This is a genomic window from Massilia soli (genome assembly GCF_016809835.1).
GTDB classification, from domain to species: Bacteria; Pseudomonadota; Gammaproteobacteria; order Burkholderiales; family Burkholderiaceae_D; genus Telluria_A; species Telluria_A soli.
On the sequence record NZ_JAFBIL020000005.1, the window covers coordinates 437,374 to 460,663 of the forward strand.

Annotated in this window: 21 protein-coding genes; 2 read left to right on the forward strand and 19 right to left on the reverse strand. The window is 63.7% G+C overall.

Going from position 1 to position 23,290, the window contains the following annotated elements:
• Nucleotides 1-15: 15 nt before the first annotated feature.
• The 5 genes from I4X03_RS14790 to I4X03_RS14810 all read right to left on the reverse strand — a co-directional run bounded on the left by I4X03_RS14790 (nt 16) and on the right by I4X03_RS14810 (nt 9,044).
• Nucleotides 16-768: a FecR family protein gene (locus I4X03_RS14790; RefSeq protein WP_223468999.1), complete on the reverse strand. Its 753-nt coding sequence runs from the start codon at nt 766-768 to the stop codon at nt 16-18.
• Nucleotides 737-4,783, reverse strand: a complete 4,047-nt coding sequence (locus I4X03_RS14795; protein WP_223469000.1) for a two-partner secretion domain-containing protein — start codon at nt 4,781-4,783, stop codon at nt 737-739. Before I4X03_RS14795 ends, I4X03_RS14790 begins: the two co-directional genes overlap by 32 nt.
• A 15-nt stretch (nt 4,784-4,798) precedes the next feature.
• Nucleotides 4,799-6,385: a ShlB/FhaC/HecB family hemolysin secretion/activation protein gene (locus I4X03_RS14800; protein WP_223469001.1), complete on the reverse strand. Its 1,587-nt coding sequence runs from the start codon at nt 6,383-6,385 to the stop codon at nt 4,799-4,801.
• Nucleotides 6,386-6,564: 179 nt separating this feature from the next.
• Complete coding sequence (locus I4X03_RS14805) at nt 6,565-8,793, reverse strand: CHASE2 domain-containing protein (RefSeq protein WP_223469002.1); 2,229 nt, start codon at nt 8,791-8,793, stop codon at nt 6,565-6,567.
• Nucleotides 8,790-9,044 carry a hypothetical protein gene (locus I4X03_RS14810; RefSeq protein WP_223469003.1) on the reverse strand — a complete coding sequence of 85 codons (255 nt, stop codon included), beginning with the start codon at nt 9,042-9,044 and terminating at the stop codon, nt 8,790-8,792. Before I4X03_RS14810 ends, I4X03_RS14805 begins: the two co-directional genes overlap by 4 nt.
• 263 nt (nt 9,045-9,307) lie before the next feature.
• Between I4X03_RS14810 and I4X03_RS14815 the strand changes: the two genes are divergently transcribed.
• Entirely contained in the window at nt 9,308-10,216 is a 909-nt protein-coding gene (locus tag I4X03_RS14815) for an MBL fold metallo-hydrolase (RefSeq protein WP_223469004.1), read from the forward strand.
• A gap of 103 nt (nt 10,217-10,319) precedes the next feature.
• On the opposite strand, the gene I4X03_RS14820 is transcribed toward I4X03_RS14815, so the two are convergent.
• The 7 genes from I4X03_RS14820 to rpsF all read right to left on the reverse strand — a co-directional run bounded on the left by I4X03_RS14820 (nt 10,320) and on the right by rpsF (nt 15,127).
• Entirely contained in the window at nt 10,320-11,330 is a 1,011-nt protein-coding gene (locus I4X03_RS14820) for an inorganic phosphate transporter (RefSeq protein WP_223469005.1), read from the reverse strand.
• A 30-nt stretch (nt 11,331-11,360) separates the two neighbouring features.
• Complete coding sequence (locus I4X03_RS14825; RefSeq protein WP_223469006.1) at nt 11,361-11,987, reverse strand: DUF47 domain-containing protein; 627 nt, start codon at nt 11,985-11,987, stop codon at nt 11,361-11,363.
• A 65-nt stretch (nt 11,988-12,052) separates the two neighbouring features.
• Nucleotides 12,053-13,438, reverse strand: coding sequence for a replicative DNA helicase (locus I4X03_RS14830; protein WP_131427250.1), 1,386 nt, complete (start codon nt 13,436-13,438; stop codon nt 12,053-12,055).
• A 131-nt stretch (nt 13,439-13,569) separates the two neighbouring features.
• On the reverse strand, nt 13,570-14,022 hold the full coding sequence (rplI, locus tag I4X03_RS14835; RefSeq protein WP_223469007.1) for a 50S ribosomal protein L9: 453 nt from the start codon (nt 14,020-14,022) through the stop codon (nt 13,570-13,572).
• Between the two features lie 27 nt (nt 14,023-14,049).
• On the reverse strand, nt 14,050-14,340 hold the full coding sequence (gene rpsR / locus I4X03_RS14840; protein ID WP_119812411.1) for a 30S ribosomal protein S18: 291 nt from the start codon (nt 14,338-14,340) through the stop codon (nt 14,050-14,052).
• Nucleotides 14,341-14,371: 31 nt separating this feature from the next.
• Nucleotides 14,372-14,665 (reverse strand): primosomal replication protein N, encoded by a 294-nt coding sequence (gene priB, locus I4X03_RS14845; RefSeq protein WP_223469008.1) that lies wholly within the window; start codon nt 14,663-14,665, stop codon nt 14,372-14,374.
• Nucleotides 14,666-14,707: 42 nt separating this feature from the next.
• Complete coding sequence (rpsF, locus tag I4X03_RS14850) at nt 14,708-15,127, reverse strand: 30S ribosomal protein S6 (protein WP_223469009.1); 420 nt, start codon at nt 15,125-15,127, stop codon at nt 14,708-14,710.
• A gap of 239 nt (nt 15,128-15,366) precedes the next feature.
• On the opposite strand from rpsF, the gene lexA reads away from it, so the two are divergent.
• Nucleotides 15,367-16,002, forward strand: a complete 636-nt coding sequence (lexA, locus tag I4X03_RS14855; protein ID WP_223469010.1) for a transcriptional repressor LexA — start codon at nt 15,367-15,369, stop codon at nt 16,000-16,002.
• Nucleotides 16,003-16,045: 43 nt separating this feature from the next.
• Here the strand turns inward: lexA and I4X03_RS14860 are convergent, their stop codons facing one another.
• The 7 genes from I4X03_RS14860 to folC form a co-directional block, all read right to left on the reverse strand.
• Complete coding sequence (locus I4X03_RS14860; RefSeq protein ID WP_223469011.1) at nt 16,046-16,753, reverse strand: tetratricopeptide repeat protein; 708 nt, start codon at nt 16,751-16,753, stop codon at nt 16,046-16,048.
• A 90-nt stretch (nt 16,754-16,843) separates the two neighbouring features.
• Nucleotides 16,844-17,659: an SEL1-like repeat protein gene (locus tag I4X03_RS14865; protein WP_223469012.1), complete on the reverse strand. Its 816-nt coding sequence runs from the start codon at nt 17,657-17,659 to the stop codon at nt 16,844-16,846.
• 92 nt (nt 17,660-17,751) lie between these two features.
• Complete coding sequence (locus I4X03_RS14870; RefSeq protein WP_223469013.1) at nt 17,752-18,987, reverse strand: cystathionine gamma-synthase family protein; 1,236 nt, start codon at nt 18,985-18,987, stop codon at nt 17,752-17,754.
• Between the two features lie 50 nt (nt 18,988-19,037).
• Nucleotides 19,038-20,558: an amidophosphoribosyltransferase gene (gene purF / locus I4X03_RS14875; protein WP_223469014.1), complete on the reverse strand. Its 1,521-nt coding sequence runs from the start codon at nt 20,556-20,558 to the stop codon at nt 19,038-19,040.
• Nucleotides 20,559-20,599: 41 nt separating this feature from the next.
• Nucleotides 20,600-21,088: a CvpA family protein gene (locus I4X03_RS14880; RefSeq protein WP_223469015.1), complete on the reverse strand. Its 489-nt coding sequence runs from the start codon at nt 21,086-21,088 to the stop codon at nt 20,600-20,602.
• Between the two features lie 26 nt (nt 21,089-21,114).
• On the reverse strand, nt 21,115-21,975 hold the full coding sequence (locus tag I4X03_RS14885; RefSeq protein WP_223469016.1) for an SPOR domain-containing protein: 861 nt from the start codon (nt 21,973-21,975) through the stop codon (nt 21,115-21,117).
• Between the two features lie 4 nt (nt 21,976-21,979).
• The gene (gene folC, locus I4X03_RS14890) at nt 21,980-23,284 is read right to left on the reverse strand and encodes a bifunctional tetrahydrofolate synthase/dihydrofolate synthase (protein WP_223469017.1); all 1,305 of its coding nucleotides are present in this window, start codon (nt 23,282-23,284) and stop codon (nt 21,980-21,982) included.
• Nucleotides 23,285-23,290: the final 6 nt, after the last annotated feature.

The window sequence follows — 23,290 nt, forward strand, 5'->3', positions numbered from 1 at the left end:
ATGGGCGCCGATTAATCAGCGCACTTCGCAATCAACGGCATCCGTCCGCGTCGGAATGCTGCCTGGATTGCCCGTGCCGACGCTCGTGGAGCTGAACGTCGGCGGCGGCGTGAAGTTCAGCCCAGGATTGACAGGGACGATGATCGGCGGAGTGATGTTATTGCGGACATAGCCAAACTGGCCGGCGTTGAAATTCAGTGAACCACCTGGATTTGTCATCACGATCTGGCCATCGGTGACCGACACGTGCAGGCCGGGCGGCAGCGACGGCCCCACCGGCGCTTTCACAGCGCCGCCCCCGGCGGCCGGGACGTACTGCGCGATGAATGTGGTGCCGCGGATGCCGATCGTCGCGGTCGGCGTCTTGAGTGAAAACTTCTGCTTGTTGCGCTTGCCGAGCAGTCCGGTCACCGACCGCAGGCCGCCCTTGACCAGGTCGAAGCTGGCGCTGTCGGCGTCCGGCTTGGCCTCATCGTAGGCGAACGACTCGATCTTGAAGGTGGTGTCGGGGCGCAGCGTGATTTCGCTGTTGTCGATGAAGCGGATCTGCGCATAGGTGTTCTTTTCGGCCACCAGCGTGTCGCCCTGCTCCACTTCCGATTTGCGTGCCAGGATCTTGACCGAGCCGTCAGCCTTCTTCGCCATCAGCGGCCCGCTCACGTGGACCACCGTACCGGCAACCTGCCCCGCCCACGTCAACACCGTCACCGCCACCATCGCGGAGAACAGCAGGACGTTAATTACAGTACGTTTTTTTGCGAATCTCATCTTTTGCTCCAAATAGTGGTGCCGCTTCCGATTTGCCGGTATCGGTTTTTTTGCTTTCTTCCGTAGTCGGGCCTGCCGGCTCCGCGACCGTTGTCTTGGTAACCGCCTGCACGCTGACCTGCTGCTGCAATGTCACCGCCAGCTGATTCTGGCCAGGATTAGCCGTCGGCGCCGGGTTGACCGCTGCGCAGCCCGGCGATTCCGGCGCGGCAATGCAGCGATCCGGCGCCGGCAGCACGACCGTGCAGCCTTGCAGGCCAGGACTGGCCGCGCATTGCGCCAGCGTCGGCAGGACGACCGAACAGCCCGACTGCGATGGCGTCGCGGTGCACTGGCTCAGCGAAGGCAATACCGACGAGCAGCCAGGCGTGAATGGCGAGCTGTTGCACTGGGCCAGCGTCGGCAACACCGACGAACAGCCCGGGGTCGATGGCGCGGCGGTACACTGGCTCAGCGATGGCAACACCGACGAACAGCCTGCCATCGATGGCGATGCGACACACTGGTTCAGCGAAGGCAATACCACAGAGCATCCCAAGGTCGATGGCGCGATCACGCACTGGGTGAGCGTCGGCAACACGACCGAACAGCCTGCCGTGGTTGGCGCGACCGCGCACTGGCTTAACGAAGGCAACACCGCGGAACAGCCCTGCGTGGCTGGCGCGCTGCTGCACTGGCCCAGCGAAGGCAACACGACAGAGCAGCCCGGCGTCGATGGGGAGATACTGCACTGCCCTACCGATGGCAGTATCACCGAGCAGCCCTGGGCCGATGGTGTGGCGGTGCACTGGGCGATCGACGGCAGTACCGACGTACAACCGGCAGTGGCCGGCGCCGCGATACATTGGCCAAGCGTTGGCGCCTGTGGCACCGGCGGTACAGGTGGCACTGGCGGCTCTGGCGGCTTCGGCGGCTTTGGCGGCTCGACCGGAGGTTGTACCGGCGGCGCCGTCTCGCTGGTGCTGACGCTGCCGGCGGGCGCGGTGACCGATCCGCCGTTGCTGACGCGGCGGCCTTTGAGCGCGATATTTCCTGCGTCCGTGCTCACGATGCCGGTGCTGCCCACTTTCAACAACGCGCCGTTACCCGCTTCAAGGGCGATATTGCCCGCCTGCGATTCAACGCTGCCGTCAATCGTCATCGCGCCAGTGCTGGTCAGGGTGATCGCGCCGGCGCCCGAGCGCACGCGCGCGCGCGCATCTGGCTCGAAGGGATCGGTTGCCGGTATCGTCACTGCGCCGACGTTCGCAATACGGACAGCGCCGCTGCTGCCAGGCGCCGTCTGCTGCACTCTTCCCAGCACCAGGGCGCCGGTATTGGCGATGTTGATGGCGCTGGCGCCGGCATCGTGGTTATCCACCGTCAGCGAACCGGTGCGCAGCTTGAACGCCGCGCTGTTGGCGCCGACGCCGGCTGTCGAAGCGAGGCGCACGCTGCCCGCGCTGACCGATCCTGAGTCGCTCGATACAATTCCCTCGCCAGTCAGCTCTACCGTGCCCGCGCCCGCACTGACGGTCTTGTCGATCGTCAGCTTGCCGGCGGCATCAAGCACGATGTCGCCGCCGCCCGTCGTGGTGCCGGAAACTGTCAGGTCGCCGGCCGCGCCGAAGTGGAAAACGCCGCTGCTGGCTCGGCCACCCACCATGCCGACCGAATTTGCCAGCGCCAGGTCAACCAGGCTGCCGCGCGCCTCAACCCAGGATGCGGCGATGAAGCCGTCGCCGCCTTGCGTAATCTGGTTGGCCGAATTGAGCGTCAGCTTGCCATTGGACGTGAGCGCCGCGTCGATATCCAGGTTGCCCTCGCCCGCATCAAGCACCACCTTGCCGGCGTTGGCGAAATTCGCTTCGCCGGTCACCGCCAGGCGGCCCGACTGGCCGTCGTTGCCGCCGATCGTCACCGCCCCGGCGATCATGTTGCCCAGCTCCGTGTTCGACAGTCCCAGCAGGCCCGACTCATCGTAAGCGCTGCCGCCCAATGCGATCATCGTGCCTGCGTTGTGCGGCATGACCGTGATGCTGCCGTCAGCGCCCGCATCGAGCGCGCCGCTCAGGACCAGCTTGTCGGAACGGGCCAGGATCGAATTCGACTTGATGACGCCCGTTTCGATCACTTCGATCTTGCCGCTTCCGAAGCCGCTGCCGTAGCGGCCGAGCTGCACGTGGCTGTCGGCGTGATTCGACAGGTCGATGCCGCCTTCCACGACGATGCTGCCGCTGGTCGCCAGCACCAGGTTCGGCGTCTTGCCGGCATCGGCGGTGTAATTGGCGGCGACGGTGATATCGCCAGAATTGGCGCTGCTGCCGATGTTGATGCCAAAGCCGGTGATACGGTTCAGCTCAGCGGGCGACAACGCCAGCTCGCTGCCGGTTTTGCTGTTCGAGATGCGCATGCCGCGGTCGGCGGAGAACGGCGTGAACGACACGTTCGGCCGGGTAGCGGCGCTGCCGATGGTCCCGCCGATGACGATGTTATCGGTCTGGATGTCGATGTAGCCCGAGGTGTCCAGCGACGCGCCGCCGGCGAGGGTCAGGCTGTTCGCCGCGCGGAAGTCGAGGGTGCCGCCGTTGGCCGATATCGGCGCATTGATGTTGATTGCGTTGCCTGCTTCGGCGCGCAGCGAACCGGCGCCCGAGGCGATCGAAATGGCGCTGTTGAAGTCGATGTTGTTGGTCGCCTGCAGAATCACCCTGGTGGTCGCGCTGTTGATCAGGGACGGCGCGATGCGCGTGGTCTGGTCCGAATTCTCGGCGAACGTGTCGGCGTCCGACAGCGCGTCGGTGCCGCCGATGTCGACGATGATATTGAGCGGATCAAGCAGCCAGCTGCCGATGCTGCCTTTGACAGCTCCCGCGTCGACCCGCGCGCCGCTGACATCGAGGTAGTGGCCCGAGGTTTCGACCAGGCCGCCGTTGCCGCCAGCCGCGCCGCCGCGCGCCGAGATGGCGCCGAAAGCGCGCGTAGCGCCGTCCGACCAGACAATCACCTTGCCGCCGTCGCCCGAGGTGCCGGCATCGGCACGAATGCTGGCGTCCTTGCCAACCCATGCCTGGCGCGCGTTCGGCACCAGCGCATTCTTGCCCTGGAAGTCGCCGCCCACCAGTACCGTGCCGCCGCCATGCTCGCCGCTGGCCTCGATGCGGGCGTCGCCGGTCAGCGCAACGCGCTCGCCCAGCACCTGGACGCTGCCGCCCTTGCCGGCACCGGTGGCGCTGGTGACGCTGCCCGCTTCGAGCAGCGTGTCGCCGCTGGCTTTGAGGGTGATCCTGCCGTCGGCGCCTCGTACCGCGCTATTGGCGTTGACCACGCCGCGCTGGCGCACAAGCGCGCCGTAGATGCCGATCTGGCCGCCCTGCGCGACCACCTGGCCGAGGTTGACCGCTTCGCCGGAAGGCGCCGAAACGCTCACGCGCAGGTCGGGGTTGGCGCTATCGACCAGCTGCACCGAGTGGCCGGCGGCCAGCACGATCTCGCCGTTCGGCGCGTTGATGATGCCGCTGTTTTCGACATTCGCCGCGATCAGGTAGACCTTGCCGCCGTGCGGCGTGGTGATGGCGCCCTGGTTGACAAGCTTTCCCGCCGCCGCGCCGGCGCTGAAGTTGCGGCGCCCGGACAGGAAGTCGGCATCCGACAGATTGAGGGTCGATGCCGTCAGACCGTTGACGTCGATGCGCGCATCGCGTCCGAACATGATGCCGTTCGGGTTAAGCAGGAACACCTGGCCGTTCGACTGCAGCGCGCCGAGTATCTGGCTCGGGTCCTGGCCTGTGATCCGGTTCAACACCGCGCTGTCCGCGCTCTGCTGGACAAAGCGGGTGACTTCGCCCGGCTTGACCGAGAACGACTGCCAGTTGATGATTGCGTTCGGCGTGTTCGTAATCGTGAACACATTACCCTGCTGGCCGAAGGTCGCCTGGCCGCTGACAACCTGCGGCAGCGTCGGTGCGGCCTGGGCGCTGCCAAAGCAGCCGGCCAGCAGCGCGGCAATGAGATGTCGCTTCATATTATTGTTCATGATCTGTTCCTTACCTTAGTAGGCAATTCCTACGCGGACGTGAAGCTTGTTGCTGCCGCTGGCGTCGACAGCGCCCGACCGGGCCACATGGCCGTAATCGAGCTGCATGTTCATGCTGGTACCCATCGCCACGCGCAGCCCAAGCCCGGTGCTGGCGATGCTGGTGCTATCGAGTTCACCCGGCAGCGCCTTGTTGCGCTCACCGTAGGCCGCGTCGTAGAACGCCACGGCGCGGCACTGCCAGCGCCCCGCTCCGCAGAAGTTCGGCGAGTACAGCTCAAGGTTGGCGAACGCGCCCGAGTCGGCCGACAGCACGCGCTCGTCGAACCCGCGCACCGAGGCATTGCCACCGGCGCCGAACTGCTCGCCCGATACCAGCGCGTCATTGGTCCACTGGCCGTTGAACAGCACGCGCAGCTGCCAGTCCTGCAGCACCATGCGCGAGTAAGCGCCCGATACCCGCAGCATGCGGTAGCTGTCGTCGGCGCCGGCGCGGGCGCGCTCGAAGTCGATCGCCCCTCCGCGGCTGCCGCCAGCGATGTTCTGCACGGCGGCCACCGAGAAGCCGGCCTGGGCGTCGCCGTCCAGCGCGACGTTGCCGGTAAATGCCACGCTGATCGGACGGACCGTGACATCGTTGCCGAAGTTCTGCCCGGCGAACAGCACGTCGTTTTTGTAAGCCTTGATGTCGAGGCCATACACCAGGCGCGGCTCCAGCGATCCGCGGCGCGCCAGCACATGGTTGTAACGTGCGCCGAAGGTGGCGCCCTTGCCGCTCACGCCCAGGTCGAACAGGCCGGCGCTGACCACGCCGGAGTCGACGTTCGAATAGCTGGCGAACAGGTCCACCGACGCGCCCAGCGCGTACAAGGGAATGTGGTAACCGAGGCCGTAGACGCTGACCTGGTCGGGATGTTCGACGGTGGTGGTGTACTGGATGCTGCCGAGGTGGTCGCGGCCCCACAGGTTGGCGTGCTGCAGAATCAGCCCTGCCTGGGTCTTGCCGGTCTGGCTATTGCCCGAGTTATCGAGGTTGAGCATGGCGCGCCACGCTTTTTCATCGGCCACATCGAGGTTGGCGTCGACCACATCGTCTTTCTCGCCGGTCTGCAGCTGCAGGTTGATCTTGCGCGACGGGTGTTCGTTTGCCAGCTTCAGGTTGGCAGATACCTGGTCCAGGTTCGGGGTGCGCCCGCTGGCCAGCGAAGGCATGCTGCGGCGGATGTTGGCCTCGTCGACGAACTTGTTGCCGCGTACCCGGACCTGGCCGATTGTCGGCGCCACCACGTCCAGCCGCACCACGCCGCCGCCGAGCTCCTGCTCCGGCAACTGCACCGTGACGACTTTGTAGCCGCGCGCGTGGAAGGCTCCCTCAAGCGCCTCGAGCGCGCGCTGGACGTCGCCGAAGTCGCGGTTCTTGCCGGCGAACGGCGCCAGCGCGGCCTCGACTTCCGGGGCCGGCAGCAGGCTGTTGCCGCTGACGGAGAAACCGCTGATGTCGAAACGGATGGGTGCTTCAGGCTCTTGCCCGGCACCCCAGGCGGCGCTGGCAGCGACGGCGAGGACCGAACCTGCAAACAGGCGCGCAAATCGTAAACTCATGGTGGGGCTCGACAAAAAGGTGGTGTGTCCTCATCCGCACAAGGGTCGGCGAGACTTCTTCACCTTTTAGTTTAGACCGTTTATGTTGCAATGGAGAAAATATATGCCTGCTTGTTCAACGGCCTCGCTTAGGGTCCCGCGCGACGTTGCCTGATAACAACGTTTTATTATCATCCAAACTACTTCGTGTCGAAATTGGTCACGCCATCCCAGTTGGCGCCTGGCGGGTCGCGCCGGAACTGCGCGATCCGGTCGAGATACAAGCGGTACAGGCCGAGCGGCCGCCGGGCGAACAACTGCCCGATGGCGGCTTCAGCGGAATCCCAGTCGCGCGCGCGGAACATGGCCAGCGCCTGGTCCCATTGCGCCACTTCCTCGACGATGGCGCCCTCGGCCGCGTCGCGCCGGACGACCGGTTCGAACAGCGCCACCGGTTCGTTCTTTCCCTTGACGCGCACCCGGTCAAGCTCGCGGTACAGGAACTCAGGCGCCGCTGTGCGGGTGGCCTCGCCCACCGCGATATCGGCGCCATACAGCTTGGTCACCCCCTCCAGCCGGGCCGCCAGGTTCACCGCGTCGCCCATGACCGTGTACGCGCGGCGGATCGCCGAGCCCATGTCGCCGACGTGCATCAAGCCGGTGTTGACGCCGATACCGATGCGCAGCGCCGGCCAGCCGCGCGCGACGAATTGTTGATTCAGGCGCGCGGCGCTGGCCTGCATCTGCAAGGCTGTCGCCACCGCGCGGCTGGCGTGGTCGGGGAAATGCACCGGCGCGCCCCAGAACGCCATCACCGCGTCGCCGATATATTTGTCGAGCGTTCCCCGGTGGCTGTCGCGGATGTCTTCGGACATCGCGGTCAGGTAGAGGTTGATGTACTCGCGCAGCTCCTTTGGCGCCAGCCCTTCCGAAATGGTGGTGAAACCGCGCACGTCGGCAAACATCACGCTCAGTATCCGGCTGTCGCCGTCCATGTTGTACTTGCCGGGATCTTCCGCCATCTCGGCCACCAGCTCGGGCGCGACGTACTCGCCGAAGCGCGACACCAGCGCCTTCCCTTTGCGCACCTCGAAGAAGTAGCCCCAGACGAGGTTCACAAGGAACAGCGCAATGATCAGCAGCATCAGCGAAGCGCCATTGAGCACAATGTCCTGCGACGCGTACATCCAGTAGTTGAACAGCGCGGCGGCGCACAACGCCGCGCTGGCAAGCACGATCGACTTGAGCGGCGACAGCACCGCCAGCGCGAAGGTCAAAGCCAGGCCGATGCCCAGCACCTGCAGGAATTCGATCGCCAGCGCAAAGTCGGGACGCGACTTGAAGCGGCCGTCGAGGATCGACTTGATCAGGTTCGCATGCACTTCAACGCCGGGATATTCGGCGTTCACGGGCGTCACGCGGATATCCTTCAGTCCCGGCGCGGTGGTGCCGACCAGGACGATCGCGCCCTTCAGTAGCGCGGCATCGGCCGCGCCGGTCAGCACATCGACCGCCGGCACATAGCGGAACGCGCCGCCGCCGGGGCCGCCCTTGCCGCGGAACTGCACCGTCGTCACCAGGCCGTACCCGACCGGGACGGCCACCGCGCGCGCGGGCGTGAACAGGACGATTTCGTCGAGGCCGCCCTGGGCGAATACCGGCGTGATCGCGCTGGCATTCAGGTACACCGCGGCAGTGGCCAGCGACAGCGACGGATAGTAGCCGTTGCCGATCCGCTGCAGCAGCGTGGATGAACGGATCACGCCATCGGCGTCGGTCAGCGCCGTAAAGATGCCGGCGCCGCGCGCGGCTTGCTGCAGGCGCGCGATATTGGCTTCGTAGCCATCGGGCTCGTAGGCGGCGACTTCGCGGCCGTCGAGCTGGTCGACGGTGAACGCCGGCGCCGGCAGCATGCCCTTGGTATGGCGCTCCGACACGCTGTACCCGAGCACCACCGGCTGCCCTTGCATCGCCCTGGCGAACAGGCCGTCGTAATCCATGCGCTCTTCGAGCAGCGCCAGCTGCGACTTCAGGCCCGGCACGTCCTTGAGCTCGTCGCGCGACAGCTTTTCCAGCACCTTGTAGCCGGATGAATTGTCGGCCTCGGGGAACGAGATATCGAAGCCGATCGTGGCGGCCTGGTAGTGTTTCGTCAGCCGGGTGACCAGGTCGGCCTGGATGTCGCGGCTCCACGGAAAGCGGCCCACCTGTGCCAGGCTTTTTTCGTCGATGTCGACGATGACGATGCGCGGGTCGAGCACCGGCTGTTCGACCCGCATGCGCAGGCCCGACAAAAACCCTTCGAGGCGCTCGACCGCGTCGCTGTCATAGAACGCCCACACGTGCAGCGCCGCCGCCAGCGTCAGCAGCAGCCCGAGGGTCCAGCGCGCACCATACCTGGGAAGCAGCCGGCTGCGCCAGCGGCTCATGCCGCGTATCCCGGGATGCTCGTCTCGTCGATTTGGTCGCTCCGACCCCATGCGGCTAGCGCCGGGTTGCTTGGCAGGCCGGCGTTCGCGCCTCCCTGGCACAGCCCCACGCTGTCATTGATCGAGATGGCGCAATCGCGTTGAATGCGGTCGCGCAGCGCGACGACGTCCGGGCTGGCGCCGGGCGCGACACGCCATTCTGTCCGCTGGTCGAGCCGCTGCGCGATTTGTGTCTGGGTGAGCTCGTGCATAATTGGACAGCCTGTCTGTGTTCAGGGTGCGACGGGCGGAAGAAAAACTTGCCCAGGCGCAAGGATACAGTGTAGCGTTAGCGTAGGCTGCTGTACATCCCGCGGCGAAAATTAGGGCGGCGGTGTGTTAAAACGGCTATGATCAGTCTAAATTGCAACTATATGCAAGGCGAGTGCGCGCCTGCATCTGGTAGCCGACGGGAGGTCCCGATCGGCGTTGTCGAGACCGAAACATATCGGTCGGTTCTGTTGGGGAGTCTTACATGAAATTCCGCTTCTGGGGGGTGCGCGGTTCGATACCGTCGCCGGGTCCGCGTACTGTCAGGTATGGTGGTAACACGACGTGCATCGAAGTATGCACCGATGACGGCACGCTGATCATCCTCGATGGCGGCACCGGGCTGTTCGCGCTGGCCCAAAACCTGCTCACCCGTTTGCCGGTACAGGCCAACATTTTCATCACCCACAGCCACTGGGACCACATCCACGGCCTGCCCTTCTTCGCCCCGCTGTTCATTCGCGGTAACCGGGTGCGCCTGCATGGCGCCGTCGATCCGGTCACCGGCAACGGGATCGAACACGTGATGAGCGTGCAGCTCCAGAACAGCTACTTCCCGGTCAGCGAAACCCAGATGGACGCCACCATCGAATACCAGACCCTCACCGCCGGCGTGCCAATCAGCCTGGGCGACGCGGTAGTCGGCAACGTGGTGATGAACCACCCGGTCACCAACCTTGGCTACCGCATTACATGCAACGGCAAGTCGGTGTTTTTCACCGGCGATCATGAGCCGTTCTATAACGAGTACCCCGCGGAGGACCCGCGCCACGCCCCGCACCAGGCCTGGATGGAAACGCGTCAGATCGAGATCGACCAGGCCATGGCCGGCGTCGACGCCCTGATCATGGACTGCTCGTATACCATTTCCGAATACCCGTCCAAGCGCGGCTGGGGCCACGGCACCTTCGACGCGGCGCTGGCAACCGCAAAGCGGGTGGGCGCGCGCACGCTGTACTGCACCCACCACGAACCGACCCGTGGCGACGACGAACTCGAAGCGGCGTTCGCCGACGCGCTCAAGCGCCACGCGCCGCTGCCGGATGGGCTCAACGTGGTGCTGGCCTATGAAGGCCTCGAAGTCGAGGTGACCGCGCGCGAGGCGGTCGTTTAGCGCAATCGGGATGCCCGCGGGCGCGGCGCCGCCCTCCATCACTGCCGCTGACGGCGCAAAAAAAAACCGCCCGATAAGGGCGGTTTTTTTGCAGCTGCGATGCTTACATGATCTTGGTGCCGATCCACCAGGCCACCGCCGCCATGAAGGCCGACGCCGGGATCGTGAAGACCCATGCCCAGACGATGTTGCCGGCCACGCCCCAGCGCACCGCCGACATCTTCTGCGATGCACCCACGCCGACGATCGCGCCGGTGATGGTGTGGGTGGTCGAGACCGGGACGCCCCAGAAGCTTGACATCAGCAAGGTGATCGCGCCGCCGGTTTCGGCGCAGAAGCCGCCTACCGGTTTGAGCTTGGTGATCTTCTGGCCCATCGTCTTGACGATGCGCCAGCCGCCGAACAGCGTACCGAAACTGATCATCGCGTAGCAGGAGATGATCGCCCACTTCGGAGGCTCGGTCGCGTCAGCTGCCAGGTTGCCCGATGCGATCAGCAGCATCCAGATGATACCCAGCGTCTTTTGCGCATCGTTACCGCCGTGGCCCAGGCTGTACGCCGCGGCCGAAGCCAGTTGCAGGCGGCGGAACCAGGTGTCGACCTTGCGCGGCGTCGATTTGACGAACAGCCACGACACAATCAGCATGATGATGGCCCCCAGCGCGAAGCCGAGCATCGGCGCGATCACGATGAACATGACGGTCTTGATCAGGCCGCCGGCGATCAGCGCGCCGGTACCTGCCTTGGCGACAGCCGCGCCAACCAGGCCGCCGATCAGCGCGTGCGAGGACGACGATGGAATGCCGTAGTACCAGGTGATGACGTTCCAGACGATGGCCCCGACCAGGGCCCCGAAAATGACGTAATGGTCGACCACCATCGGATCGATGGTGCCTTTGCCAATCGCACTGGCGACCTTCAGGCCAACCACGAAAATGGCGACGAAGTTAAAGAAGGCTGCCATCGCCACCGCGGTTTGCGGCTTCAGGACGCCAGTCGATACGACGGTAGCGATCGCATTCGCGGCATCATGGAAGCCGTTCATGAAGTCGAACACCAGCGCAAGCGCGATCAACATGCCAAGCACGTAAATGCTGATTTCTACATTGTTCATGTTTTATCTTTTCCCGGACGTTGACGCGTCTTATGCGTTTTCGACGATGATGCCTTCAATGATGTTGGCCACGTCTTCGCAACGGTCGGTCACGGTCTCGAGGATTTCGTAGATTGCCTTCAGCTTGATCAGGTTGCGCACGTCCGGCTCGTCGCGGAACAGCTTGGACATCGCGGCGCGCATCACGTGGTCGGCGTCCGACTCGAGGCGGTCGATCTCTTCGCAGATGGCGACGATCTTGTGCGAGTTGTCCATGTTATGCAGCAGGCCGACGGCCGCCTGCACTTTTTCGCAGCAGGCCAGCGACAGCTCGGCCAGGCGCTTGGCTTCCGGCGTGACCGCCTTCAGGTCGTACAGCGACACGGTCTGGGCCGCGTCTTCCATCAGGTCGAGGATGTCGTCCATGCGCGTGATCAGCTTGTGGATGTCGTCGCGGTCGATCGGCGTGATGAAGGTCTTGTGCAGCATGTCGACGCAAGCATAGGTGACCTTGTCGGCTTCCTTCTCGATGCCTTCGATCGCGTGGGTACGCATTTCGAGGTCGTCGAAGTTGGTCATCAAGCCAACCATTTCATGCGCACCCTTCACGCACAGAGCGGCGTGCTGGTTGAACAGGTCAAAGAACTTGCCCTCGGTGGGCATTAAACGTCCGAACATAGATTTCTCCGTTAAATCGTAGATGCTTCTCATGATGCCGCTGCGGCTGGCGGCTTGTGATATTTTTAGTCGCCCTGGTAAAGGGCGAGGTTTCCGCTGTAGTTGCCAAATTTGGTGTACTGGCCAATCCAGGTCAGGCGCACGGCGCCGATCGGGCCGTTACGCTGCTTGCCGATGATGATCTCGGCGGTGCCCTTGTCGGGCGAGTCGGGGTTGTAGACCTCGTCGCGGTACAGGAAGATGATGACGTCGGCATCCTGCTCGATCGCGCCCGATTCGCGCAAGTCGGACATGACCGGACGCTTGTTGGGACGCTGCTCCAGCGAGCGGTTCAGCTGCGACAGCGCGATCACCGGGCAGTGCAGCTCCTTGGCCAGGCCCTTCAGGCTTCGCGAAATCTCCGAGATCTCGGAGGCGCGGTTGTCGCCCTGGGTCGACCCGGTCATCAGCTGCAGGTAGTCGACGATGATCAGGCCAAGCTTGCCGCACTGGCGCGACAGGCGGCGCGAGCGCGCGCGCATCTCGATCGGGTTCAGCGCCGGCGTCTCGTCGATGTACAGCTGCGCTTCGTTCATCTTCTGGATCGCATGGGTCAGGCGCGGCCAGTCTTCGTCGTTCAGGCGGCCGGTGCGCAGGCGGTGCTGGTCGAGCTGGCCGACCGAACCTAGCATACGCATGGCCAGCTGGGTGCCGCCCATCTCCATCGAGAAGATCGCCACCGGCAGGCCGGCTTCGATCGCCACGTTCTCGCCGATGTTGACCGAGAACGCGGTCTTGCCCATCGATGGGCGGCCGGCGACGATCACCAGGTCGCCCGGCTGCAGGCCCGAGGTCATGCGGTCGAGGTCGATGAACCCGGTCGGCACGCCGGTGATCTCGCTCTGGTTGTCACGGCTGTACAACTCGTCGATGCGCTCGACCACCTGGGTCAGCAGCGGCTGTACCGGCACCCAGCCGGCGCTGCCGCGCGAACCCTGTTCGGCGATCGCGAAGATCTTCGATTCGGCCTCGTCGAGCATCTGCTTGACTTCCTTGCCCTGCGGGTTGAACGCCTGGCCCTGGATTTCGTCGGCCACGGTGATCAGCTTGCGCAGGATGCCGCGGTCGCGCACGATCTCGGCGTAGCGGCGGATATTCGCCGCCGACGGCGTATTTTGCGCCATCGCGTTCAGGTACTGCAGGCCGCCGACTTCCTCGGCCTTGCCGATCGTGCTCAGCGCCTCGAACACGGTGATGACGTCGGCCGGGCGCGAGCCGTTGATCAGCTTGACGACCTGCTCGAAGATGATCCGGTGGTCGTAGCGGTAAAAGTCATCGGCATGCATCATGTCCGCAATGCGGTCGAACGCAGCGTTATCGCGCAACAAGCCACCGATCACCGATTGCTCGGCCTCGATCGAGTGGGGCGGGATGCGGAGGGATTCTAGTTGCGGATCGGAAGGGACATTCATGGCGCGCATTATACCTTTTTCGCATAGACAGACTGCAAGAAATGGCGGGGTTCAGGCGATAAAAAAGCCGGGCAAGCCCGGCTTTTTGGTGGTAGGAAAGGCAATCGCCTCCCCTGCCGAAATGCTACTGCTTAAGCAGCTTCGCCAACAACAGCGATGGTGATTTCAGAAACCACGTCGGTGTGCAGCTGCACTGCTACTGGGTGCTCGCCAGTGGTCTTCAGCGGGCCGGTAGGCAGGCGCACTTGCGACTTCTCTACAGCGAAACCTTGCTTGGTCAGCGCTTCAGCGATGTCGAAGTTGGTGACCGAACCGAACAGACGGCCATCGACGCCCGCTTTTTGCGAGATCGAGATGGTCATGCCGCTCAGCTTGTCGCCTTGGGCCTGGGAAGCGGCCAGCTTTGCAGCTGCTGCTTTTTCCAGTTCGGCGCGCTTGACTTCGAATTCCGCAACAGCTGCAGCGGTAGCGCGGCGAGCCATACGTTGCGGGATCAGGAAGTTACGTGCGTAACCGTCTTTAACTTTGACCACGTCGCCCAGGTTGCCGACGTTAACAACTTTTTCCAACAGAATGATTTGCATAGTTCTCTCCAGTTATTCTGCCAGCGATTAAGCGTGGTGCAGATCGGTGTATGGCAGCAGCGCGAGGTAACGCGCGCGCTTGATGGCGGTGTCCACCTGGCGCTGGTAGTGCGCCTTGGTGCCGGTCAGGCGTGCTGGCATGATCTTGCCGTTTTCCTGGACGAAGTCTTTCAGCGTGTCGACGTCTTTGTAGTCGACTTGTTCAACGTTCGCTGCGGTGAAGCGGCAGAACTTCTTACGCTTGAACAGTGGGTTTTGCTGTTTACGCTTTTCTTTAAGCTTTGCTTTGTTCTTGTCGAATTTTTTACCGAATGCCATTTGAGGCTCCTGTATCTAAAATGTGCTCCGCTTAGGCGGTGGCACTGAAATCAATGATGTGAAACACCAGGCTTTTGCTATTGCGGTTCTTCTTGGCGAGGAAACCTGTGAACTGGTGCACCGCCCCTAACTCGGCCTGGCTGAAGCGGCCTGAAATTTCGCCCGCGGCAAGCGCGGCAATTTCAAACTCGGTCAACCTGGCTACCCCTGCTTCCATCTGCTGCGAACTGTGCAGCAAGGTGGCGGACACGATCGGCACGCCGGCCGGGGTATAGCGCAATACGTCGCGCTCGATAATCTGGGCTACTACCTGAAGTTGATTCACCGAGGTGCAATCAAGTTCGCGTTCACGTTTCCGTGCAAAGAATTAAGCCGCTGTAGCTGGAGCGGCAGCCGATGCTGCTGGAGCAGGCGCTGCGGCTGGTGCCGGAGCTTCTGCACGGTGGCTCTTGGCTGCGTCTTCACGTTGTACCGACTTCATCATCGGCGACGGCGCGGTTTCAGCCTTCTTCATCTTAACGGTGAGGTGACGCAGCACGGCATCATTGAATTTGAACGCGGTTTCGAGTTCCACCAGGGTCTCGTTGTCGCATTCGATATTCATGCAGATGTAGTGCGCTTTTGGCAGCTTCTGGATCGAGTAAGCCATCTGGCGACGGCCCCAGTCTTCGACGCGGTGAATGTTACCGCCGCGTGCGGTGACGCTGGCCTTGTAACGTTCGATCATCGCCGGGACTTGCTCGCTTTGGTCCGGGTGGACGATAAAAACGATTTCATAATGACGCATGCATAACTCCTTAAGGACGTTTAAACAAGTGCCCACCTCGGCGTCAAGACGAGTGTGGGAAGGGAAATAGCCGGCTATTATAAACCGGAAATGGCGCAATGGGCAATCCCCCTGCGTCGTTCATGGCGCTTCCTGCAGCGCTTAGAGTGCAGTTCAGCGAGAAAATTCAACTTTTACTTGCATTAGGCGAAATACTGTACAAAAATACAGGCTGATCATCCACCCAGCACCCAACAGCCATGCTAAAGCTCACTCCGCGGCAAGAACAAATCCTGAACCTGATCAGGGACGCGATCGAAAACACCGGCTTCCCTCCGACCCGCGCCGAAATCGCCAATGAACTGGGATTCAAGTCCGCCAACGCGGCCGAGGAACACCTGCAGGCGCTGGCGCGCAAGGGCGCCATCGAGATTTCGCCGGGCACCTCGCGCGGCATCCGCCTGGTTGGCGCCAGCGTCGAAGCGATGCCGGTCGTGCCGGCCGCGCTGATGATGTCGCTGCCGCTGGTTGGCCGTGTCGCCGCCGGCTCGCCCATCCTCGCGCAGGAACATGTCGAAGCCACCTACAGCGTCGATCCGGCGATGTTTTCGGCCAAGCCCGATTTCCTGCTGAAAGTGCGCGGCGAGTCGATGCGCGACGCCGGCATCATGGATGGCGATTTATTGGCGGTCAAAAAGATCGACAGCGCGAAGAACGGCCAGATCGTGGTCGCCCGCCTGGGACAGGAAGTGACGGTCAAGCGCTACAAGAAGACCGGCGACCTGATCGAATTGTTCCCTGAGAATCCCGATTTCAAGGTGATCCGCGTCGATCCGTCGGAAGACGACTTCGCGCTCGAAGGCCTGGCGGTTGGCCTGATGCGGACCTGGCACTAAAACGTGCCGGTCGTTCCCGCGCAAGCGGGAACCCACTGCCGCCTCAGCGGCTCTTTGCCGACTTCACCATCTGGTTATGCTCGGTGACATATTTGTCGGTGGCATCGCGCCACACGGCAAAGTCAGCCAGCACCAGCTTCGACGACACCCGCGCTTCTTCAGACAGGTTCGCCAGCACCCGCGCCAGGTGCTTGTTGGCCTGTTCGCTTTCGTCCTTGGTCAGCAGGTCGGCGATGTCTTTCGGGATCAGCTTGGTCAGCGGCGACGAATTATTCAGATGCTGCACGTAGCCGTTGTAGCACTCCTGCCACGCAGACACCTTCGCACTCACCGCTTCGATCTCGTCGTTCTGCTTCGACATCGCCGGGATGCGCGGCGCCACGCAGCGATACTTGCCCGCCTTCAGGTCGGACCCATCGTAGGTCGAGATCCAGTACGCGATGTCGGCGCGGCGCGTTTCGCGCCGCTTCATCATCTCCAGCGCGGCGATCGCGGTCTTGTTGCCCTTGGCGGCTGATTTCTTGAACCACCCCTCGGCCTTCTCGAGGTCGATGACCCCTGCTTCGCCGTACAGATACATTTCGCCAAGGTGCAACTGCGCTTCCGCATTGCCAGCATTGGCGAGTTTGGTGTACGCCTGCATGGCTTGCGGATAGGACTTTTTGGCGAACAGCGCATTGGCGTCGCCGATCGGGTCGGCCAGCGCGGCGCCGCAGATCAGGAGGGAGAGAACGAACAGGTATTTCTTCATTGTCGCGCCTGGATGGTCATGGAGAATCCCAGATCATAACTGGAATTTCCACAACCATCCATCGGCTTGGCGCATGGCGCCAAGCCGCTGTTACTTGCCTACGGCTCGCGGCCGTGGCGGCGGCGCGCTGTCGCGCGGCGGATTGGCTTCCGTCTGGCGCCCTGCCAATTGATGCATCCGCAGCTCAAGCTGCTCTTTCTCCATCTTGCTGCGCACACTGAGCAGGCGGTTCTTGTCGGCGACGAAGGTCACCGTCGATTTTTCCCACGCGCCGTGCTGAGCGACCATCTCGGCTGCGCCGGCCTGGGCGGTATCGGCAACCCGGGCGTACACGCGGTCCAGGTGGGTTCGGGCCTTGTCGAATTCGGCTTCGGTCATCAGGTCGATGATATCGGCAGGAATGCGCTTACCCGGCGGCATCGCATCGGACAGATTGGCGATCATGCCGTTGTAGCAGGCGGTCCAGGCGTTATAGGCCGCGCTTGTCGCGGCGATCTCGCTGTTGGACTTGGACATGGCCGGCATGGCCGGGCGCTCGCAACGGTACTTGCCGGACGTCAGGTCGGCACCGTCATATTTGTCGGTCCAGTAGGCGATCTCGGCACTGCGTTGCGCGCGCAGCCCGGTGCGCGCCATGGCGGTCCTGGCGTCCGCAATACCCGCGGCGGCTGCTTGCGCAAACAGGGCGTCGCCCTTGGCGCTGTCGGCGGGAACCCCCTGGCCGTACCAGTACATCTCGCCGAGCCGGAAGCGCGCCTCCGCATTGCCGGCGGCAGCCAGCTTGGTATAGAGCTGCAACGCTTGCGGGTACGATTTGGCAACCAGCGCCTTGTTGGCGTCAAGCAGGTCATCCGCGAACGCGGCGCCGGGAAGCGACAGTGCGACAGCGAGTATGAAGGCACGCATGATCGGTCTCATCAAAAAGTTGAAAACCTGATCATACGCCCGGTCTCGCGCTGTGGAACATCACCTAGCAAAAATACTAGGTTTCCAAGTATTTACAATGCGCCTCTGAAGTCCGCCAGCAAATCCGCCGTGTCTTCGATGCCCACCGACACCCGGATCAGCGACTCGGCGATCCCCATGCTGGCGCGGCGCTCGGCGCCCATCTCGAAGAAGATCGTGTGGGATACCGGGATCACCAGCGTTCGCGTATCGCCCAGGTTGCTGGCCGATACTGCGATGGTCAAGCGATTCAGGTAATCGAAACAGTCGATGCCGTCTTTCAGCTCGAAGCTGAACAGCGAGCCGTACGACTTGAACAGCTCCGTGGCGATGGCGTGCTGCGGATGCGATGCCAGCCCGGGATAGTGGACCGCGGCGACGCGTTCGTCGGCCTCGAGCATCCGCGCCAGCGCCAGCGCGTTGGCGCAGGTGCGCTCCATGCGCAGGGCCAGCGTTTCGGCGCCGACCGCGATGTGGTGCGCCGCTTCCGGCCCCAGCGAAGCGCCGAAGTCGCGCAGCGCCTTGGCGCGCAGCTGCGCCAGGCCCCACTGGGCGGGGGCGGCGCGCTTGTAATTGGCCGCGATGTGCGGGTAGTTGCTCCAGTCGTAGGCGCCGGTATCGGTCAGGCTGCCGCCCAGCGCGTTGCCGTGTCCGCCGATCGACTTGGTCAGCGAATTGACCACCAGGCCCGCGCCCACCGACTTCGGGCGGAACAGATAGGGCGTCGTCATCGTGTTGTCGACCACGTACAAGATGCCGCGCTGCGCGCACAGCTTGCCGATGCGCGCCAGGTCGGCGACCTGGGTGCGCGGGTTGGCGATGGTCTCGACGAACACGATGCGCGTGGCGGGCGTGAGCGCCGCTTCAACGTTCGCCACATCGGTCGCATCGACGAAATCGACCGCGATGCCCTGCCCTGCCGTGGTCTGCCACAGGCTGTTGGTATTCCCGAATAAAAAGCTTGAAGACACCACATGGTCGCCGGCGCGCAGCAGCGCCTGGAAAAGCGCGCCAATCGCACCCATGCCGGTAGCGAAGCACAGGGTGCCGACGCCGTCTTCCATGCGGGTGATCTTGTCTTCCAGCGCAGAGATGGTCGGGTTGCCCTGGCGGCCGTAGCGGAAGCCCGGCTCCTTGCCCTGGAAGACGGCGGCCAGCTGGCGCGCGTCGTCGTAGCCGAAGGTGACGGAGGTGTGCACCGGCTTGTGCAAGGAACCGTGCTCGATCCCCTTGCGGCGATCGTTGTGCAGGATGGTGGTGGTAAAGCCGTAGTTCTTCTTGTCGCTCATGATCGATGAGGTGAAGCCCGGCGGCGCAGGACCGCCGGGATGCGGCGCGATTACTCGCTGGTCGCGAGGTTCAGGTTCAGGCGCGTGCGGGCTGCGTCTTCTTCAACGGCGGCCTTCGGATTGTGGCGCGCGAACTCCAGGCGGTCGAGGTACTCCGGGGTCACGTCGCCGGTCACGTACACGCCATCGAAGCAGGACGCTTCGAAGCTTTGCAGCGCCGGATTGACGTCCGAGATCGAACGCTTGAGCGCATCGACGTCCTGGTACACCAGCGCGTCGGCGGTGATCTCGCGGCAGATCTCCTCGTTGCTGCGGCCGTAGGCGATCAGTTCGTCGCGGGTCGGCATGTCGATGCCGTACACGTTCGGGAACAGCACCGGCGGCGCGGCCGAGGCAAAGTACACATTGCGGGCGCCGGCTTCGCGCGCCATCTGCACGATTTCACGGCTGGTGGTGCCGCGCACGATCGAGTCGTCGACCAGCAGCACGTTCTTGCCCTTGAATTCGGCGGTAATCGCGTTGAGCTTCTGGCGCACCGACTTGCGGCGGATCGCCTGCCCAGGCATCAGGAAGGTACGGCCGATGTAGCGATTCTTGATGAAGCCTTCGCGGTATTCGACGCCGAGCTTGAGCGCCAGCTGGATCGCCGCCGGCCGCGACGAATCGGGAATCGGCATCACCACATCGATATCGCCCGCGGTGAACTGGGCGCGCACTTTCTCGGCCAGGTATTCGCCCATCTTGAGGCGGGTGGCGTAGACCGACGCGCCGTCGAGGATCGAGTCCGGACGCGCGAGGTACACGTATTCGAACGCGCACGGGTTGAGCGACGGATTGTCGGCGCATTGGCGCTCGTGCAGCTTGCCGTCCATGTCGATGAACAGCGCTTCGCCCGGGGCGACATCGCGCAAGAAGGTAAAGCCCATGCCTTCGAGGGCCACCGATTCGCTGGCCACCAGGTACTCGGTGCCGTTGTCGGTTTCATTGATGCCGACGCACAGCGGACGGATGCCGAACGGGTCGCGGAATGCCAGCAAGCCGTGGCCGGCGATCTGGGCGACGACCGCGTAGGCGCCGCGCACGCGGCGGTGCACCGCGGCGACGGCCTTGAACACCGAGTCGGGATCGAGCGCCAGGCCGGTGGTGCTTTCCTGGATCTCGTGGGCCAGCACGTTGAGCAGGACTTCCGAATCGGAGTCGGTGTTGATGTGGCGGCGGTCATTGCGGAACATCTCGGACTTGAGCTGCTCCTGGTTGGTCAGGTTGCCGTTGTGCGCCAGCGTGATGCCGAACGGCGCATTGACGTAGAACGGCTGCGCTTCCTCTTCGCTGGACGAGCCTGCGGTCGGATAGCGGCAGTGGCCGATACCGGAATTGCCCTGCAGCGAACGCATGTTGCGCGTGCGGAAAACGTCACGCACGAGGCCGTTTGCCTTGTGCATGGAAAACATGCTGCTGTGATTGGTTGCGATACCGGCTGCGTCCTGGCCGCGGTGCTGCAACAGCAGCAACGCGTCATACAACAGCTGGTTGACGGGATTATTCGAGACGACGCCGACGATGCCACACATGGTGCGCTCCTAAAGACTGGACTTGCTGGATTTTAAAAATTTCAAAACTTAACGTGTTGTGCGAGTGAGCCTGGCAGGAAAGGCCGGACAGTACGGGCGCCGGTTTCAGCCATCGGGCTGAGCAAGGCGTCCTTCCAGAACGCCTGCTGGGGAATCGATGTCATGCCGCACAATATGACGCCGGCTAGCACGATTACAATGCCCCGCGCCAAACCGAACAGGCCGCCAAGGCCGCGGTCGGCGATGCTCAGGCCGGACGCCTTGACCAGCGCATCGACCGCCATCGTGAACAGGCCCATCAGGATGCGCACGCCGAGGAACAAGGCGACGAACGCCACCATCAGGCGCACCGCCTCCCCGGGAATCATCGACGGCAGCATCGGCGCCAGTTGCGCGCCGTAGGCATTGGCGACCACAAACGCGGTCACCCAGCTCACCAGCGACAGGATTTCCTTGACCAGGCCGCGCAAGGTGCTGATGACAACCGAGGCAGCCAGCACGAACAACACCAAATAATCAAAAAGCGTCACGCGCTGCTTCCGTCCGCGCTAAGCCATCAGGCCGGAACCACGCTGCCGCCAAGACCGAGCTTGCTTAGCTTCGCGCGCGTCTTGTCGGCATCTTCCTTGCTCGACGGTCCGACGCGCACGCGAATCAGTTCGCCCTCTTTGGTCTTCACCTTCTGGGTGAACGAATTGATCCCCTCGGCGCGCAGCCTGGCGCGCAGTTCGTCGACCTTTTCCTGGCTGGCCAGCGAGGCGACCTGCACCACGAACTTCTGGCCTGCCGCGTCAACCGGCTTGTCTTCCAGAATCGCGATCGCCCGCGCGGCTTCGGCCGGGACCGGCTTTTCCTCGACTTTTTTGGCCACTACCTTGTCGGCCGGCTTCTCGGCTGGCTTCTCGACCGGCTTGGGCGGCGCTGCCACCTTGGCTTCGGCAGACTTGTCTTCCTTTGGCACCATCTTCAGGGCCGGCTTGGGCGTGGCCACATCGACCGTCGCGACCTCGCGCGGCGCTGCCGCCGCCGGCGTTTCGACGATCTCTTCGCGCTCGTCGAGCGCGGCCGATGGCGCTACCGGGGCCGCGGCGACCACGCGCTCCTTGGACGGGATGCGGATATCGATATCGGACGACAGTGGTTTCGGCTCGGAGTCGAGCAGCATCGGCAAGCCGACGGCGACGGCCAGCGCCAGCGCGATGGCGCCGACCAGGCGGCGCCGGGCACGCTTTTTCTCTGGGAGGATCGGATCGGCGCCGGCCTTGGCGCGCGCGCGCCGCGGCGCTGGCGCGCCAGCGCTCGAGGCGCGCTTGGAGCGCGCTTCCGCGCCGGCTGCGTCGTCTGGCGAGGTGTAAAAACCACTCTCTTCTGCAGTGGTCTCTTGCTTGTTTTTACCGGAATTCGAGAACAAGCCCATGCGTTTATTTGTCAGTGTTTGAGGATTTTCGGGCTGCCATTACGCCAGCGACGGTGTAAAACGAGCCAAAGACCACAATTCTATCATTCTCCCCGGCCCGGCTCATCGCATTCGCGAAAGCGGCGCCCGGATCGGCAAAGGCGCTGACCGAAAAATCGCCATCTTTGGCGTCGGCTGGCCGCAGCGCGTCCAGCTTGGCGGCCAGCTTGCCGGCAGACGCCGACCGCGGCGATGGCAGGTCCGCCACGCACCAGTGGTCGACAAATTCGGCCATCGGCGCAACCACGCCGTCGATGTCCTTGTCTTCCATGATGCCGAACACCGCATAGGTGAACGGATGGAAGCCCATGTTGCCGAGGTTCTGGCCGAGCGCAGACGCGGCATGCGGGTTGTGCGCCACGTCGAGGATCACGGTCGGGCGTCCCGGCAGCACCTGGAAGCGGCCCGGCAGCTCGACCAGCACCAGGCCAGTGCGCACTTCCTGCGCGCCGACCGGCAGTTCGAGGCGCAGCACTTCCAGCGCCGCCAGCGCGGCCGAGGCGTTGAGCAGCTGGTTGGCCCCGCGCAGGCTCGGGTAGCCGAGCGAGTTGCGGCGCTGGCCGCGGCCGCCGTAGTTCCACTGCTGCTTGTCGCCCGAGTAGTTGAAGTCGCGCCCCAGCAGCCACAGGTCCGCTTGAATCGCTTCGGCATGCGCCACCAGCGAGGCAGGCGGTACCGGATCGCTGCAGATGGCCGCTTTACCGGGCCGGAAGATGCCGGCCTTTTCGAAACCGATCTTCTCGCGCGTGTCGCCCAGGTAGTCGGTGTGGTCGATGTCGACCGATGTGACGATGGCCACGTCGGCGTCGATCACGTTGACCGCGTCGAGGCGTCCGCCCAGGCCCACTTCGAGGATCGCGACATCGATGCCTGACCCGGCCAGCAGGTGCATGATCGCCAGCGTGGTGAACTCGAAGTAGGTCAGCGCCGCGTCGCCGCGCTGGGCTTCGACGGCGTTGAAGCTGGCCACCAGCGCCTCGTCGGACGCCAGTTCGCCGCCAATCCGGGCGCGCTCGTTAAAGTCGAGGAAGTGCGGCTTGATGTACAGGCCAACCTTGTACCCGGCGCGCAGCAGGATCGATTCGAGCATCGCGCAGGTCGAGCCCTTGCCGTTGGTGCCGGCGACCATGATCACCGGGCAATCGAAGGCAAGCGCCATGCGCTCCTTGACCGCGCGCACCCGGTCCAGGCCCATGTCGATGTGGACTTCGGCGTGGCGCGACTCGAGCAGCGCAAGCCAGGCAGGCAATGTGGTCGGGAGGTTTGGCATGGGATG

Excerpts from the sequence above, each read along its gene's own strand:
- I4X03_RS14790 (WP_223468999.1), bottom strand. The coding sequence starts at position 768 with ATGAGATTCGCAAAAAAACGTACTGTAATTAACGTCCTGCTGTTCTCC.
- I4X03_RS14795 (WP_223469000.1), bottom strand. The coding sequence starts at position 4,783 with ATGAACAATAATATGAAGCGACATCTCATTGCCGCGCTGCTGGCCGGC.
- I4X03_RS14800 (WP_223469001.1), bottom strand. The coding sequence starts at position 6,385 with ATGAGTTTACGATTTGCGCGCCTGTTTGCAGGTTCGGTCCTCGCCGTC.
- I4X03_RS14805 (WP_223469002.1), bottom strand. The coding sequence starts at position 8,793 with ATGAGCCGCTGGCGCAGCCGGCTGCTTCCCAGGTATGGTGCGCGCTGG.
- I4X03_RS14810 (WP_223469003.1), bottom strand. The coding sequence starts at position 9,044 with ATGCACGAGCTCACCCAGACACAAATCGCGCAGCGGCTCGACCAGCGG.
- I4X03_RS14815 (WP_223469004.1), top strand. The coding sequence starts at position 9,308 with ATGAAATTCCGCTTCTGGGGGGTGCGCGGTTCGATACCGTCGCCGGGT.
- I4X03_RS14820 (WP_223469005.1), bottom strand. The coding sequence starts at position 11,330 with ATGAACAATGTAGAAATCAGCATTTACGTGCTTGGCATGTTGATCGCG.
- I4X03_RS14825 (WP_223469006.1), bottom strand. The coding sequence starts at position 11,987 with ATGTTCGGACGTTTAATGCCCACCGAGGGCAAGTTCTTTGACCTGTTC.
- I4X03_RS14830 (WP_131427250.1), bottom strand. The coding sequence starts at position 13,438 with ATGAATGTCCCTTCCGATCCGCAACTAGAATCCCTCCGCATCCCGCCC.
- rplI (WP_223469007.1), bottom strand. The coding sequence starts at position 14,022 with ATGCAAATCATTCTGTTGGAAAAAGTTGTTAACGTCGGCAACCTGGGC.
- rpsR (WP_119812411.1), bottom strand. The coding sequence starts at position 14,340 with ATGGCATTCGGTAAAAAATTCGACAAGAACAAAGCAAAGCTTAAAGAA.
- rpsF (WP_223469009.1), bottom strand. The coding sequence starts at position 15,127 with ATGCGTCATTATGAAATCGTTTTTATCGTCCACCCGGACCAAAGCGAG.
- lexA (WP_223469010.1), top strand. The coding sequence starts at position 15,367 with ATGCTAAAGCTCACTCCGCGGCAAGAACAAATCCTGAACCTGATCAGG.
- I4X03_RS14860 (WP_223469011.1), bottom strand. The coding sequence starts at position 16,753 with ATGAAGAAATACCTGTTCGTTCTCTCCCTCCTGATCTGCGGCGCCGCG.
- I4X03_RS14865 (WP_223469012.1), bottom strand. The coding sequence starts at position 17,659 with ATGCGTGCCTTCATACTCGCTGTCGCACTGTCGCTTCCCGGCGCCGCG.
- I4X03_RS14870 (WP_223469013.1), bottom strand. The coding sequence starts at position 18,987 with ATGAGCGACAAGAAGAACTACGGCTTTACCACCACCATCCTGCACAAC.
- purF (WP_223469014.1), bottom strand. The coding sequence starts at position 20,558 with ATGTGTGGCATCGTCGGCGTCGTCTCGAATAATCCCGTCAACCAGCTG.
- I4X03_RS14885 (WP_223469016.1), bottom strand. The coding sequence starts at position 21,975 with ATGGGCTTGTTCTCGAATTCCGGTAAAAACAAGCAAGAGACCACTGCA.
- folC (WP_223469017.1), bottom strand. The coding sequence starts at position 23,284 with ATGCCAAACCTCCCGACCACATTGCCTGCCTGGCTTGCGCTGCTCGAG.